The organism is Paenibacillus sp. FSL M8-0228, from assembly GCF_038007385.1.
Lineage (GTDB): Bacteria > Bacillota > Bacilli > Paenibacillales > Paenibacillaceae > Paenibacillus > Paenibacillus polymyxa_D.
In genome coordinates, this window is sequence record NZ_JBBOXA010000001.1 from 3,320,879 (window position 1) to 3,334,996 (window position 14,118).

At 44.2% G+C, this 14,118-nt stretch carries 14 protein-coding genes and 2 pseudogenes; 9 read left to right on the forward strand and 7 right to left on the reverse strand.

The window, feature by feature from the left end; genetic code table 11:
* Positions 1-71: 71 nt before the first annotated feature.
* The gene (locus MKY98_RS14650; RefSeq protein ID WP_029514978.1) at positions 72-311 is read left to right on the forward strand and encodes a hypothetical protein; all 240 of its coding nucleotides are present in this window, start codon (positions 72-74) and stop codon (positions 309-311) included.
* 77 nt (positions 312-388) lie between these two features.
* A pseudogene (locus MKY98_RS14655) lies at positions 389-687 on the forward strand (SPRY domain-containing protein); the annotation flags it as partial.
* Between the two features lie 194 nt (positions 688-881).
* Here the strand turns inward: MKY98_RS14655 and MKY98_RS14660 are convergent.
* The 3 genes from MKY98_RS14660 to MKY98_RS14670 form a co-directional block, all read right to left on the reverse strand.
* Positions 882-1,301, reverse strand: coding sequence for a hypothetical protein (locus tag MKY98_RS14660; protein WP_069010667.1), 420 nt, complete (start codon positions 1,299-1,301; stop codon positions 882-884).
* A 48-nt stretch (positions 1,302-1,349) separates the two neighbouring features.
* A complete protein-coding gene (locus MKY98_RS14665) occupies positions 1,350-1,580 on the reverse strand; it encodes a hypothetical protein (RefSeq protein WP_029514980.1) in 231 nt (76 codons plus the stop codon).
* A gap of 180 nt (positions 1,581-1,760) precedes the next feature.
* Positions 1,761-3,176 carry a helix-turn-helix transcriptional regulator gene (locus MKY98_RS14670; RefSeq protein WP_039271170.1) on the reverse strand — a complete coding sequence of 472 codons (1,416 nt, stop codon included), beginning with the start codon at positions 3,174-3,176 and terminating at the stop codon, positions 1,761-1,763.
* A 283-nt stretch (positions 3,177-3,459) separates the two neighbouring features.
* Between MKY98_RS14670 and MKY98_RS14675 the strand changes: the two genes are divergently transcribed.
* Together MKY98_RS14675 and MKY98_RS14680 are read left to right on the forward strand one after the other, a co-directional pair.
* Positions 3,460-4,275, forward strand: a complete 816-nt coding sequence (locus MKY98_RS14675) for a hypothetical protein (protein ID WP_245231627.1) — start codon at positions 3,460-3,462, stop codon at positions 4,273-4,275.
* The gene (locus MKY98_RS14680) at positions 4,265-5,458 is read left to right on the forward strand and encodes a hypothetical protein (RefSeq protein WP_341010986.1); all 1,194 of its coding nucleotides are present in this window, start codon (positions 4,265-4,267) and stop codon (positions 5,456-5,458) included. The genes MKY98_RS14675 and MKY98_RS14680 overlap by 11 nt, the downstream gene beginning before the upstream one ends.
* 102 nt (positions 5,459-5,560) lie before the next feature.
* Here MKY98_RS14680 and MKY98_RS14685 read toward each other — a convergent pair whose 3' ends face one another.
* From MKY98_RS14685 to MKY98_RS14700, 4 genes and pseudogenes are all read right to left on the reverse strand, one after another.
* Positions 5,561-5,998, reverse strand: coding sequence for a phage holin, LLH family (locus MKY98_RS14685; protein WP_069010183.1), 438 nt, complete (start codon positions 5,996-5,998; stop codon positions 5,561-5,563).
* A 440-nt stretch (positions 5,999-6,438) separates the two neighbouring features.
* Positions 6,439-7,071: pseudogene (locus MKY98_RS14690) on the reverse strand (glycoside hydrolase family 25 protein); the annotation flags it as partial.
* Entirely contained in the window at positions 7,049-7,450 is a 402-nt protein-coding gene (locus tag MKY98_RS14695; RefSeq protein WP_341010988.1) for a phage holin family protein, read from the reverse strand. The gene MKY98_RS14695 and the pseudogene MKY98_RS14690, both read right to left, overlap by 23 nt.
* A 120-nt stretch (positions 7,451-7,570) precedes the next feature.
* Complete coding sequence (locus tag MKY98_RS14700; RefSeq protein WP_176715720.1) at positions 7,571-7,744, reverse strand: hypothetical protein; 174 nt, start codon at positions 7,742-7,744, stop codon at positions 7,571-7,573.
* Positions 7,745-7,981: 237 nt separating this feature from the next.
* On the opposite strand from MKY98_RS14700, the gene MKY98_RS14705 reads away from it, so the two are divergent.
* The 5 genes from MKY98_RS14705 to MKY98_RS14725 all read left to right on the forward strand — a co-directional run bounded on the left by MKY98_RS14705 (position 7,982) and on the right by MKY98_RS14725 (position 14,116).
* Positions 7,982-8,407, forward strand: coding sequence for a MaoC family dehydratase (locus tag MKY98_RS14705; RefSeq protein WP_029517401.1), 426 nt, complete (start codon positions 7,982-7,984; stop codon positions 8,405-8,407).
* Between the two features lie 867 nt (positions 8,408-9,274).
* On the forward strand, positions 9,275-9,640 hold the full coding sequence (locus tag MKY98_RS14710) for a hypothetical protein (protein ID WP_013310644.1): 366 nt from the start codon (positions 9,275-9,277) through the stop codon (positions 9,638-9,640).
* Positions 9,641-9,768: 128 nt separating this feature from the next.
* On the forward strand, positions 9,769-11,931 hold the full coding sequence (gene fdhF / locus MKY98_RS14715; RefSeq protein WP_069011526.1) for a formate dehydrogenase subunit alpha: 2,163 nt from the start codon (positions 9,769-9,771) through the stop codon (positions 11,929-11,931).
* Positions 11,928-12,578, forward strand: coding sequence for a 4Fe-4S dicluster domain-containing protein (locus MKY98_RS14720; protein WP_029517399.1), 651 nt, complete (start codon positions 11,928-11,930; stop codon positions 12,576-12,578). The genes fdhF and MKY98_RS14720 overlap by 4 nt, the downstream gene beginning before the upstream one ends.
* A 32-nt stretch (positions 12,579-12,610) precedes the next feature.
* On the forward strand, positions 12,611-14,116 hold the full coding sequence (locus MKY98_RS14725; protein WP_238437745.1) for a [FeFe] hydrogenase, group A: 1,506 nt from the start codon (positions 12,611-12,613) through the stop codon (positions 14,114-14,116).
* Positions 14,117-14,118 lie beyond the last annotated feature (2 nt).

Consider the following 14,118-nt stretch of genomic DNA (forward strand, 5'->3'; position numbering starts at 1 on the left):
CCAAGATCGATCCTACTCCCCTGTTATAACTTGGAATTATATTAAATCTTCTCAATACTATATTATGAGGCGTGGCGAAGTATCCACGCTGGATTGCTTATGAATTTGAAAGTCCTGTAGTTGTCAACAAATATGTGTTGGCTCCACGTAGATCTAGTTTAACCGAATCGCCAAAAGATTGGATGTTCGAAGGGTCGGACGGTGTTTCACGGGTCATTCTCGATACACAAAAAAATATTACTAACTGGAAAGAAAAAGAGAAAAAAGAATTTCATTTACCAATGAAACAAAATATAAAAAATACCGTTTGAACATCACTAGTAATAATGGTAATTCTCTATTTTCACTTGGAGCCTTCGAGATGTACAATAATTTGCCGGTAACACCAACACCAGATCCGTCTACAACACCTGGTTCGTCCGATACAGATGAGGCCTCTCAAGCAACTGGTGACCGCGCTATTCTTACTGTAACCATGGGTAATGGGTTTGATAAAGAATTCGATCTGAGTAAAAAAGAATTGAATGCTTTCACCGCTTGGTATGACGCAAAGGATACTGGTAGAGGTCCTTCATTCTTTGCCATTGATAAGCACAATAACAACAAGGGACCATTCAGCAACCGTAAAGACTACGTAATATTCAACAAAATCCTTACGTTGAAGTAAGTGAGTATTCAACTAAATAATAAACACCAAAGGACTCCATACTGGTTACATACCAGCGGAGTCCTTATTCACATCCACTCTAAATTCAAACTGATCAATGAAAAAAAGCTCTACCGAACAATTAAGGGGATTAATTCACTTGTTGGCTTGAACAAACGCATAATTAGCCCTCCTCACCAAACGGCTAGAAGGACAGTTGTATAGCTAGGATAACTTAGAGATTTCCAGGCTGTGAATCAGCTACCCCCCATGTTTCCCCATTAACTTTATAGTCGCTGCCTCTCCACTGAAGTATGTAGTCTCCAGAACGCAAACCGTCGCTGAAACCTTGGTCAGTAGATTTCCAAGTCACTGTGTCGTGAGGAGCGATTACTAATCCTTCAATATATAGTTTGTTTGAACCGCTGTGAGTTAAACTTACCTTTACTGGATGATCAGAGTGATTCTTCATACGAAGTTTAACATGACCCCATCCTTTAGGGACACTAAAGGATTCTTTTACAGTTGCGCTTCCCCCCGATCTTTGATTAATTATGGTGTTTTTGCTAGTTATACTTGGTGAAGCTGAAGCAGCACCTACCGTAGTTGCTATAGCTAAAGATAAAATCGAGAACAGAAATATTCTTTTCTTCATCCTTTTCCTCTCCTATTTTTTGTTATGGTCTACCTTTAAGGCTACCGATTACAATTTGGTAGGTTCTTTAAGATCTACTCTAAATTCAAACTGCTTACGAAAGAAATACGACTCGTTAATCTTAATTGCATCAGGCGAAAACTTTTCCACTACTCCGCCGTAGTCAACGACCGTTATCAACTCATTGCTCAACGGCTGTACTACATATACTCTTACCTGGCCTAACGCATCTGCAAAAAGTTCTATATCCGACTTTGACACTCTATATGTATAGTTCATGCTGATCACTTCAGAAATAGTATTCGAGTAAATCGTGTGGTAATTCCTACACTGAAGAAAGCTCTGCCAACCATAAGGTTAGCAGAGCTTTTTCTTTAAAATCCTCCAATGGTAACGTTAGGCTGAATACTATGGTGGTGGTTAAAGGCTTGGTCCGGCATAGTAACAATAAACAAAAAGCTAGCCGCGATGACTAAAAGTACCATTTTTTTGAACATTGTTTTCCCACACCCTTTCAATAAAATTGAAATACTCAGCTTTAGTTTCAGGAACTGCATGGGCTTGAAAACGAACAAACAACCCCATACAGTTTATAAAGTAAGTTTCATTATTTATTATATGTGACTTTACCATTGCATTCATCAAATATTTAAAGCCATCAATGTACTTCCCTCGGTATAAATAATAAAAACCTAACTCGTAACCAAACCACGCGATATAATCCGGTATCACTTGTCGGGTATACATATCATCTGATGATGGTTGTTGTGAAAAAGTCGCAATTAGCGTTTCAAATCGTTTGAGTATATCGTCTACATCTATGCTAAACTGGTTTGCTGCGATTATAACATTCAGCAGTTTTGAAAGCTTTTCATTCTCGTTAGCGGCTGATGTTGTAGCAATATATTCAACATAATCGTTCAGCAGGCTTATTTCTCCTGACAACAGCTTATATACGTAAGTATTTCCTACCGCCCAGTGACTGAACAGGTTTACCCAGTGTTTTGTGTCCTCGTCATCCTCTTTAACCCAGTCTAAATCCGCATAGGCGTATGTATATTGTAGAGCTTGTTGATAATCGCCTTGAGCTTCACAAACACTAGCACACAACAGGTCAGCATAAGCAATGTATCCAAATAACGGCCCTCTTGTTCTCTTTTCATCATCTAGAAACTTTCGTTTTTCTTGGTGTTGTAAACTATACTGGATTTCCGCTTTAGCTCTCATTTGCCTTGCCATTTCGTCTACCTTGTCCCATTTACGTAATGACCTATATACGTTTGCCAAATCCTTCAATGCGTCAAGCTGATCTATTTCATCCAAACGCTCGACATAAGGCTCAAACAGTATAGCTGCCTTCATATTCCGACTTTGATCATCTCCAATTTGAATCGTAAATATTCGATATTGACAGACTGCCAGACGTTCAGAATGTTGGTACTTCTCTGCTTCTGCTACACTCTCATAGAGCAGCAGCGCCGCAGCATGGCGTCCTTGAGCGAATAGGGTTTCTGCAATGTCAAACAGTTTGGGCGAATAAAGTAGATTGTCCATGATGGCTCCTACCACTCGACGGATCGCATCCAACTTGTCCAACTCCGCACAACGATACAAAAATGGCTCGATTCGTCTCATATTCGGGGGCGTGTCGATGATGTAGTTTTCTATAAATAAGTCGTAAAAGTGGCCTTCCGGTAAACCCATCGCCTCAGTAATTAGATCAAGCTGGTTAACAGACATAGGCTTGTTTCCTGTCACAATGGCACTTAGCGCCCCCCTATTCATGCCTGCAACTTGCCCAAATTGCGATAGACTCAAACCTTCTTGTTTTAAATATCCGTCTAATTCTGCTCTAATCGTAGGTGTATGCTTCATGTCATATCCACCCTTCATACAGAAATTCCAAAACTTTTATATTATTGCATTCTATTGTTGTCCATAATTTAACAGTTGTCAATAACCTTTATTTCTTTTGCATTTTATTAAAGAACTTCGGCATAATCGGTGGCATGAAATGACGTAAAGAACACTCTCCGCAGCCTATACCCATCTTAAAAAATATTAAATATATTCATATATGCCATAAAAAGGTTGAAAATATTAGTAGATTCCTTTACGCTGGCTTTGTATTTACAAATATTTCAAGGAGGCGTTTTGTTTGAAAGTAAAATTTCTACCACAAGCTTTTCTAGCTGCAACGCTACTCATTTCTTTTGGGGTCGCCTATCCAGCTACCTCCAATGCCGAAAAAGGAGATAAAATCCCTGACCGCATGTTAGCGGGTACCATCATTCAATACGATGAGAACAATAACATGGTTGTATTGGAAAAAGGAACTCCGGTACCTGAACAGCAAAAATCTAAAGCTGCTATTGCTCCACTGACTGCTGAACAACAGGCTGAGCTAGAAAAAGAAAAACAACAGGATAAAGAGATCGATGAAGCAACCAAATCACTACCGGTATATCATATTGATAACCCTGACCCTCAGCCTGGTTTAAAAGTAATTTATGATGGCGAAGGTTTTATCAAAGATATTATCTTGCCTGATCAAAAAGAAAATGCGATTACTACTAATAATGTTTCACTTCAAGCATTACCACGCGGTACACGCAAATCACCTGGGACTTATACATATGGAGATCATGATAATGAAATTAAAATTAACGGAACATCTAGTGGCTATGTTCGAGGCACAGGGAGAGGAACAAACTTCACAGACACGTATGGGGAAAATTCCAATAGACTCCAAAGAGGTGACTGTGCAACAAAAGGAGCCATTGATAATCCCGACTTCGGGACAGAAATTCGGGTAAGGAATTATGATAATAATGCCGTAGCTAATTTTTATAAAGCTGATAACGGGAGTCTTCCAGATGCAGTCATTGATATTTGGAAAACGGGTGTAGAGAAGTTAGGTTTAGAATGGCATTCGTACGTCTCATTTTCAGCAAGATATTCCTATGATTTTTAAGATCTTTATACCAAAAAAGGATAGGATCTCGCGTCCTATCCTTTCCCTTTTCGTTATCATCTTCAGTTTGATTCATCACTTATCTCAGAAAGGATGCTTCGTGTTGAGAACAAGTAGCTACAAATTTTTTAGATTCTTTATACTTTCCCTGCTCGTGCCAGCTTTATTGTCATCCTGCTCTCCCTCTTTTACCCCACCAGCAGAATCATCTGTACCCAAAAAGGCCCAATCAAATGAAAAAGTAGTGTCGGCCGGGAAAGGCCAGTATCTATCCATGACTTATACAGAGTATGTGAATGGGAAGAAATCAGATCAAGGCATGGTTATGCGAGTTATGACATACGACTTAAACAGCAAAAAATTGACCAAGCTGGCCGATGTTCCTTATACCTCTCAATACCCGCTTTCTGTAGTGTCCTTGCCTGATCACAAAATTTATTACTCTGCCGATGTTGGTGATAAGGGAGACCAATTATTTTCGTATGACTTGAATACCAAAAAAATCGAACAGCTTACCGATAATTTGTTTGCCATCAATCGTATCGTACCAACTACTCCAGATGGCCCACTCGTTCTGGTTGCGGTCAAAAAAGGAGAACGTATACTTAAAACTATTTTCTACAATAAAACAACGCACGCCATGAAATTTATGCATGATGAAAACCAAGATAATATCACTTGGTCTATAGCCTATAATTCAGAAAAAAATACAATTTACAATTCACAGTATTCGGAGAGGGAGCGAGATAAACAAGGTGACATCTCAGACCGAACACAGACCATTATGGTCCCCCCGGACAACAAGGTTACAGAAATCAATAACGTTACCAAGCAAGAGCGTTCTATCGTCACACTAAAAAAAGAGAAAATAACTTCAATGTCCAGCAGTAATGATAAGCTGCTCCTCATAACCACTCGTTTCATTAATCACGGCAATCCCGAGTATAGTCTGGTTGATATTGCAACAGGTAAACGTACCAAAATAAAGTTGCCCTTTTTATCCCGCCAATTTGTCTATATGTCCCCGGATGGCAAGGGGGTCTATTATTTGGGCAGCACTTCTCAGAAAAATCAGGCAGAAAGACGCGGCGTATATTATTATGATTTCACATCGAAAATTCAAACCCCCATTTTCATACAAGAAGAGGGTTTTATCAATAACTTCATACTGCTGAACAAGTAATCATTCTGTTGAACTATGCCAAAAAGCCGGAAAGAAGCAAGTTTACGCTATCTTTCCGGCTTTCCTTATCTGTTTAGTGTTTACTTTGTAACTATAGCCGTATTAGTCTTGCTCCGTAGCAGGCGCTTGTACTGATTCTGTTGGTTCTTGAATAGACTCAGTTGCTGTCTGAACCTGACCGGATGATACCTCTGCTGTAGCCTGAGCCAAAAAATCATTAAGCTTCGCGGCAAGACCCGATACAGCTTCCTTAGCTGCTGCCCGTGTTGCCTCCTCGTTTGGCTGTGCGTCAGTAGCGAGTGCCACTTTTGTTTTGGCCTTATACTCCAGATATGCCTTCTCAATCGCGGATTTTAACTCTACTTGGGATACTACGATACCTTGACTGGAAAGAGTAAGTGAAGCATACTGCAAAGCCTCCTGAAGCTTACGTTCTCCTCCAGCTTCTTTAAATGCTGTTTGAGCAAAAGCAAAGCCCTCCCCAGCAATTTTATGGATTATTTCCCTCTGTGCCGCCGTAGTACGCGCTTCTAGCCACACGTTAACCTTAGTTTTGAGTTTTGTTCAGACCTCCTAAAACAAACGCTGTAAGCACACCCACAGCGGCTGTGGCGATGGTATTTACGTAAGGTTGCACAGTTTCGATAATTGATTGCATGATTACTTTTCCCCTTTCGTTTTCAACGATGCGATTTTATTTTTTGAATCCCAGGACACTACTGCCCGTAAGCTTCTGCAATTGGCTTGAGTTGCACATAAGCCGTATCGTCTACAAGTTGGACAGTTTGCAGCTTGGCTCTGTTTAAATACGCTTCCTTACGGGTGTTGTCCCAGTGATAAGAAAAGCCCAATACATCTGCCAAAGACCGCAACGGTACATAAGTTCTGGAGCCATGTAGAAGTGCTCTCCCCGCTTCTTTGCCATTGACGCAGAATATGCCGGGTGTAACGGATTCTGTCTCTTGTGCAGGGACAACAGCGCTGAATCGCTTACACAGCTCGTCCGCTGTACCGTCAAACTCATTCATGTCCACGTTCCCTTTTATCCCAGCTACCTTGCCGCTGTCGCTGTATTGCCAAATATCCCAACGTTTCCATGTCACTGTGTCGCTTGGGACGCGAGTGTCACTATACCGGGCTATCCATAATGGGTAACCGCCCAATGAGGCGTTAAAATTGGCGGCAAAGGCACTACCCGTGTAAATGATTGGCTTTCGTCCTGTCAGGCGCTCCAATTCCAAAAGAAAGGCTAATGCTACAGCACTAATAAGTGTTTGGAGAGCTTGCCAGGATTGTTTTCGTAGTCCATCACCGCAGGAAGCTCCAGCGCTTTGGCACCTCCAACCTGATCCTACACATCAGCAAAATGCCGTGCATCCGCTTTCTCTGTGTCAACACTGGTGGCATCTAAAAAATGATAGGCCCCCAACAACACGCCTGCTTTCTTGGCTTTTTTTGCATTTGTAATGAATGTTGGGTCAACATAACTTGCCCCTGACTTGCTTTAATGTAGGCAAATGAAATACCGTCGGTTTAACCGCCTTCCAATCAATCTTTCCTTGATAACGGGATACGTCTATTCCTTGGGCATTACGGCTGTTTCGTCGTTGCATCCTCTTTCTCTCCTTCCTTACCACTTTTACTTTTTAAAACTTCTACGGCCTGTCGGATCACAGGCGGGATAGGAACGCCGAGTCTGCCACCATTCTCCAAAATGGACCGTAGCTCATTTTCCATATAAAAATAGGCGACCGCATCTCGGAATAGGTGCGAATCGCCTAAGACTCCATCAATTAGATGGGATACTGCTACCATTGCAAAAATAAATACCTTTCGAGCTATACCGATAAGACCAATCTTGCTTTTTAAACCTGGTCCGGTACCCTTCTTACCTTCTACGGCAGCGACAAATAATCCGGTCACATAATCAATAATGACCAGAGCAAGTAACACCCCCAATACTCCCGACCACCCACCATAAAAATACGTCACATCGCTGCTTCCTAAAGCAGTACAGAACTTAAAAACTCCCACTTATCCAACCTTCTTCCCCCGTCTCTCCGTTCAGGAAACTTTTCCTGAGCTATCATCATTTGCTTTTTGATTCTTTTCCTACTGGGCTTGTATCTCTGCTAATGCATTTCCTACCGCAATATCCAAACCTATAAGAATTTCTTTCCGGCGTGCTGGCTGTGAAGCAATTACAGCAGAAATAACCTCAGTCAATTCTTGAACCGATCTGGTTAGATCCAGTAGTATATCCAATGTGGATTTTATCTTTGCCATGTATTTCGTCACCTCCTCAAGACGCAAAATAAGCCCCTGAATTATCAGTGGCTTTTCATACTTGTATCTTAAATTAATTTGCTGCTATAACGCTACGAGTTTTAAAGGGAAATATTGTTCAGTGAATATAAATTTGTAGACGGACAATACGTCATTAAGCTAACGGACAGTTTAACTTGATTGGTGATATTATGCTACTCTATAAATAAGCAAATAATTTAATCAAGAGGTGTAATAATGCGGTTTCATGAATTTTATATCGGACAAGTATTTAAAACCAAGTCTTTGAAATTAACTCAAGAGGATATTACCAGATTTGCAAGGGAGTTTGACCCGCAATATATGCATTTAGATGAAGAGAAAGCATTAAAAGGCAGGTTTAATGGAATTATCGCTTCAGGAATTCAAACATTAGCTGTTTCTTTTAAGCTTTGGGTTGAAACAGGGAGTTACGGTGATGAGGTTATTGCTGGAACTGCTATGAATAATATTAAATTTATTAAGCCAGTATATCCAGGCGACGAATTGTACACCATCGTTGAAGTGATTGGAGTAAAAGAGATGAGGAATGGAACAGGACTCGTTACTGTAATGCTGTCGACTTTCAACCACAAAGAGGAGCAAGTTTTTGAAGGCGATTTATCCGTTCTGGTTAAACAGTAAAGTTTTATAAAATCAATTATTAAAGGTTTGAAGAGGCCCATGCATTCTAGCACGGACCTCTTCTCTTTATTTATACATGGCTTGACTTGCGGCTTTATGTTCAGCCACACGTTGCAGTAATTTCTTCATTTGGCGACCTTTAAGTTGCCCTTCTACAACTGAATTTCGCATAGATTCTACATCTTGAACCCGCACTTTACCCCATGATGAAAGCGATTGTACAGTGCGATAAATTGCTTTGCTGCCACTTTATTATGGGTCTCGACTTGAAAACCAACGCTGTTCGTCGGGTGTTTGTAACAGACAATGACTTGGGCGATCTGCTTAGGATCTGTTGGTTTGTGTACAGACAAATTAGCGTTGGATTGATGATTTAGCGTACCCAGTATTCCTCTTAGCAACTAATCTTCCGGAATTCGCATAACCTGAAGATGATGTTCACGAATACCACTTCCAATCCCACACATATCATGGTAGTTGCAGAATCACGTACGATATCACCCATTTTGGATAACATATTTATATTTTCTGGTGTTGGACTAGCATTTTCGTTCAATGTAATAATGATAAATTCATCTACTGCTTTTGTATTAGAACTGTACAAGCAATGCGATAGAACGAGAAGCATCATACAAACCATAGAGGTAAAGCTGCTTCAAGAGGGGGCTAATCCATGTAAAATTTTGGTTCAGTGTAATGAATTTCACATCTTTCCGGGCCAACCTGTTCTACCATAGAAGAGTGATACGCCGTGCTGGGCAGACCACTTTGGTCGGGACGGTTACGTCTTGTTCTAAACTAGCTACACAGGCTGTCTGGCATGCGCGGCAAGTACGCCTTTATTTTGATTCGAAGCGGAGTGTCCAGATGTTGAATACCGAATTGGAATACCGTGAGCGCATCAGGAAGTTGGCCGTATGTATTGTCAAACACTACCGGGGAAAAGGACCGGACAACGTCAAGGTTTCACTAGATTCGCCGCTCCGGATTACGGTAGAAATTCGAGGTACATTGTCTAATCTGTCCGAAATTCTCGTTCATGAAGGGGCTGAGGACAAGGTCAGAGAATATTGGGACGTCCTTCGTCCCTATCTGGAAAAGGAGTTTATGAACGAAGCCGAAAAAACACTCGGCAGTCCCTTCACTTATACTTGGGAGGTCTGCCCCTCCGTCCATGGAGACGGACACATTATCATTACTCTAGAACTACAACACATACACCGGTTGGATTAGCGGGAAGGAGCCTTGTCTCCTCGCTCGCGGATAAGCCAGTACAGGATGCAGCGTAAAGCGGCATTTTTGTATTGGCTTTTTTTATGTTTCGAGTTTCATCTATTTCATATAAAAGAGGTGCTGCACTTATGGCAGACAAGGTATTGACCGTATGTCCCTACTGCGGGAGCGGTTGTCAGCTTCATTTGCTGGTGGAAAAAGGACAGGTAATTGGCGCAGAGCCGGCTGGTGGTCGTACGAATGAAGGAACGTTGTGTCTGAAAGGACACTATGGATGGGATTTTTTGAATGACCCACAAATTCTGACTGCACGCTTGCGCAAGCCCATGATTCGCAAAAATGGAGTTATGGAGGAAGTGGAGTGGAAGGAAGCCATTCAATATACTGCCGAACGGCTGTCAGCAATTAAGGAAAAATACGGACCCGACTCCATTATGGGAACGGGCTCCGCACGCGGTCCGGGAAATGAAGCCAATTATGTCATGCAAAAGTTCATGCGGGCGGTCATTGGCACGAACAATATTGACCATTGCGCTCGTGTATGCCACGGCCCTTCTGTGGCAGGTTTGACTTACTCGCTCGGAGATGGAGCTATGTCCAACTCTATTCCTGAAATTGAACACTCTGATCTCATTTTCGTGTTTGGATATAATGCACCCGAAACACATCCAATCGTCGCAAGACGCATTGTAGCTGCCAAGCAAAGAGGCGCCAAGATTATTGTATGCGATCCGCGCATGACCGAAACAGCTCGTATTTCGAATATGTGGCTACCCCTAAAGGGCGGTTCAAACATGGCTTTGGTGAACGCTTTTGGTCATGTACTTGTGCATGAAGGACTGTACGACAAACGATATGTGGAAGCAAACACAGAAGGCTTTGCCGAATACGTAGACAGCATTAAAAAATATACTCCCGAATATGCGGAAGGCATTACGGGGGTCAAGGCGGCCGATATCCGGGCGGCTATGAGGGAATATGCAAAGGCCCCTACCGCTACAATTTTGTACGGAATGGGTGTATGTCAATTTTCACAGGCCGTTGATGTGGTAAAGGGGCTCGCTTCCCTTGCACTGTTGACGGGAAATCTGGGCAAGCCGAATGTCGGTATCGGACCAGTACGGGGACAAAACAATGTACAGGGTTCCTGCGATATGGGCGCTTTGCCGAATGTGTATCCTGGCTATCAGGATGTAACAGACAACACAGTCCGCAAAAAGTTTGAAAAAGCATGGGGTGTTGAGCTGCCGCGTAAAAAAGGCTATCCACTTACAGAGGTACCGCACCTCATCCTGAAGGAGAACAAGCTGAAAGCTTATTACATTTTCGGAGAGGACCCTGTACAAAGTGATCCGAACGCCGCCGAGTTGCGTGAAGCCCTAGACCAATTGGAATTTGTCGTGGTTCAGGATATTTTCATGAACAAAACAGCGCTGCATGCCGATGTCATCCTCCCTTCTACTGCTTGGGGCGAGCATGACGGTGTATATTCTTCGGCAGATCGGGGCTTTCAGCGCATCCGAAAGGCCGTCGAGCCACAGGGTGATGTAAAGCCAGACTGGGCTATTATTAGCGAGGTTGCTACCGCCATGGGCTACCCTATGTCCTATGCAAACACAGAGGAAATTTGGGATGAAATGCGTAGCCTCTGCCCATTATTCTCCGGTGCCAGCTACCAAAAAATGGAGCAGCAAGGCGGCGTGCAATGGCCCTGCCCTACTGAGGATCATCCAGGTACACCGTATTTGTATAAAGGAAATCAATTTTCGACACCTAGTGGCAAAGGCAGATTATTCGCCTGCGAATGGCGTCCGCCACAAGAACAACCGGATGCAAAATACCCGCTTGTCTTGTCTACAGTCCGTGAGGTAGGCCACTACTCCGTTCGTACCATGACTGGCAATTGCCGTGCGCTGCGCCAATTGTCTGATGAGCCTGGCTTTATTCAGATTAGCCCGGAAGACGGAGCAGATCTGAATATTCTGGATGGTGAAATTGTTGCCATATCCTCCCGCCGGGGACGCATCATGGCTCGGGCACAAATCAGTGACCGTGTGCAACAAGGTGCGACCTACATGACCTATCACTGGTGGGTTGGAGCATGCAACGAGCTGACCGCTGATTTTCTCGATCCGGTATCCAAAACCCCGGAATTAAAATACTGTGCCATCCGCCTGGAACGAATCGCCGACCAAGCTCAGGCCGAACGTGATGTACATGAATCGTACCAACAGATTCGCAAACAGATGAACGTCCAGGAAGCTGTTTTGGCTGATAAGGTGACAAGATGAGCGGCACAGGGAATATGATGCACCGTCCGACTGATACCCGGTCAGCTTCGATGAGTAGAATGGGAGCAGCCGGTAGAACAAGCGCTGTTGCTTCTTCTTTTGTAGTCGCAGACGCCGGGCAGTGCATCGGCTGCAAAGCCTGTGAACTGGCGTGCTTCGCCGTTCACAGTCAGGCTAACGGTATAGGAGCTTCGGTCGGAACCGTCAGCGTTCCTGTCGTACCCAAGGTGTATGTTGTTCGTACAGGGGATACGTATGTGCCGGTGCAATGCCGGCATTGCGAAAATGCCCCCTGCGCACATGCCTGTCCGGTGCAGGCCATTCGTCAGGAGGACGGAGTCGTCATGATAGATGAGGATCGATGTATCGGCTGTACTTCCTGTGTTTTGGCCTGCCCCTTCGGGGCAATTGAGGTGTCTCCGGTCTACCGGGCCGGACACCTTGTGACGCAGTCCGGCCTGACTCACCGGGCAAATCGAGTGGCCCTTCCCCGCACCGCGGCAAGCAAATGCGATCTGTGTGCGGAAACAGAGAACGGACAGCCTGCATGTGTAGATGCCTGCCCGAATCATGTCCTACGGCTGGCCAAAGGTATATCCGACTCGCCTCCAGAGCCTCGGCGGGAAGTCTTTTTCCCACGCCTGTAAGGTCAAAATCAGCCGCAGAAAGGTAGAAAAACATGTCAACCACTATAGACAAGATCTCTTCACCTCCTTGTATGAAGACGACTGATTGCACAGACCCTGTCATTCATATTGACCCGAAGCTCTGCACGGGATGCAGACGCTGTGCTGAGGTTTGTCCAGTAGATGCCATAGAGGGACTGCCTGGAGAACCGCAAACCATTAATGCAGACCGATGTGTTATTTGCGGTCAATGTGTACAAATATGCAGCGTATACGCATCTGACTGGGCAGGTTCATCTCCACAGGAAAGCGCCGCTAGACGGCTGGAGCGTATACAAGAACGCGATATGCCTGCCGACATCAGAGAGCCGCTATTCGCTGCCTATTATAGCTACAACTTGAATAAGGTAAGCGATATGATGACCAAACCTGGACAGTTTCGGATCGTCCAATGTGCTCCGGCCATTCGTGTTTCACTCGCGGAGGAATTCGGAATGCCATTCGGCACCTTGACGCCTGGGAAAATGGCTGCTGCTTTGCGCCGCCTTGGTTTCGACCGGGTATATGACACCAACTTTGGAGCTGACGTGACCATCATGGAGGAAGGCACGGAATTGATTCGTCGCGTGACCGAAGGCGGTCCTTTGCCTATGTTCACATCCTGCTGTCCAGCATGGGTCCGATTTGCCGAGATTGAATATCCCGATCTGCTAGACCATCTATCCAGCTGCAAATCTCCGATGCAAATGTTAGGAGCGCTTATCAAGTCTTATGGCGCACAACTGGACGAGGTGGAGCCTGCGAATATATACAGCGTGGCCATCATGCCATGCACCTGTAAACAATTTGAGTGCGATCGTCCTGAAATGGAATCAGACGGTTACCGTGATGTGGATGAGGTACTGACCACGCGTGAACTTGCATACTGGATCAAGCAGAGCGGAATTGATTTTGCAAACCTGCCTGATGAAGAATTCGATTCACCGTTAGGGCAATATTCCGGTGCAGGCTCCATTTTTGGAGTCACTGGAGGAGTCATGGAAGCTGCCATCCGTACAGGTTACGAGCTGCTGACGAATGAAAAACTGCCGAAGCTCCAACTCGATTTTGTACGTGGTGAGGAAGGCATTCGAGTAGCTGAGGTTCAGGTAGGCAAGCTACAGCTCAAGGTAGCGGTCGTCGCCGGGCTACAGCATGCCTATCAGCTATTGGATCGTGTCCAGGCGGGCGAATGTGATTATCATTTTATTGAGGTGATGGGCTGCCCTGCCGGATGTATCAGTGGAGGGGGACAACCCAAGATCATGTTAGAAAAGCAACGAATTGAAGCTTATCGGGCACGTAAATCCTCCATCTATGGACATGATGCTGCACGCCAGGTACGAAAATCGCATGAGAACCCTCACATCATTAAACTTTATGATGAATTTCTAGGTGAGCCGCTGGGTCATGTGTCGCATCATCTTCTGCACACGACCTTCCAACAACGGGGGCCCGGCAAGCAAAGCCGCAGTAGCACTATTTCTATCAAAGGGGATACGGATTACTCCATTCATTAATA

Coding starts and splice junctions, on each gene's coding strand:
- MKY98_RS14700 (WP_176715720.1), bottom strand. CDS start 7,744: ATGGCAAAGATAAAATCCACATTGGATATACTACTGGATCTAACCAGA.
- MKY98_RS14725 (WP_238437745.1), top strand. CDS start 12,611: ATGTCAACCACTATAGACAAGATCTCTTCACCTCCTTGTATGAAGACG.
- MKY98_RS14670 (WP_039271170.1), bottom strand. CDS start 3,176: ATGAAGCATACACCTACGATTAGAGCAGAATTAGACGGATATTTAAAA.
- MKY98_RS14720 (WP_029517399.1), top strand. CDS start 11,928: ATGAGCGGCACAGGGAATATGATGCACCGTCCGACTGATACCCGGTCA.
- MKY98_RS14705 (WP_029517401.1), top strand. CDS start 7,982: ATGCGGTTTCATGAATTTTATATCGGACAAGTATTTAAAACCAAGTCT.
- MKY98_RS14665 (WP_029514980.1), bottom strand. CDS start 1,580: ATGAACTATACATATAGAGTGTCAAAGTCGGATATAGAACTTTTTGCA.
- MKY98_RS14680 (WP_341010986.1), top strand. CDS start 4,265: ATGATTTTTAAGATCTTTATACCAAAAAAGGATAGGATCTCGCGTCCT.
- MKY98_RS14660 (WP_069010667.1), bottom strand. CDS start 1,301: ATGAAGAAAAGAATATTTCTGTTCTCGATTTTATCTTTAGCTATAGCA.
- MKY98_RS14710 (WP_013310644.1), top strand. CDS start 9,275: ATGTTGAATACCGAATTGGAATACCGTGAGCGCATCAGGAAGTTGGCC.
- fdhF (WP_069011526.1), top strand. CDS start 9,769: ATGGCAGACAAGGTATTGACCGTATGTCCCTACTGCGGGAGCGGTTGT.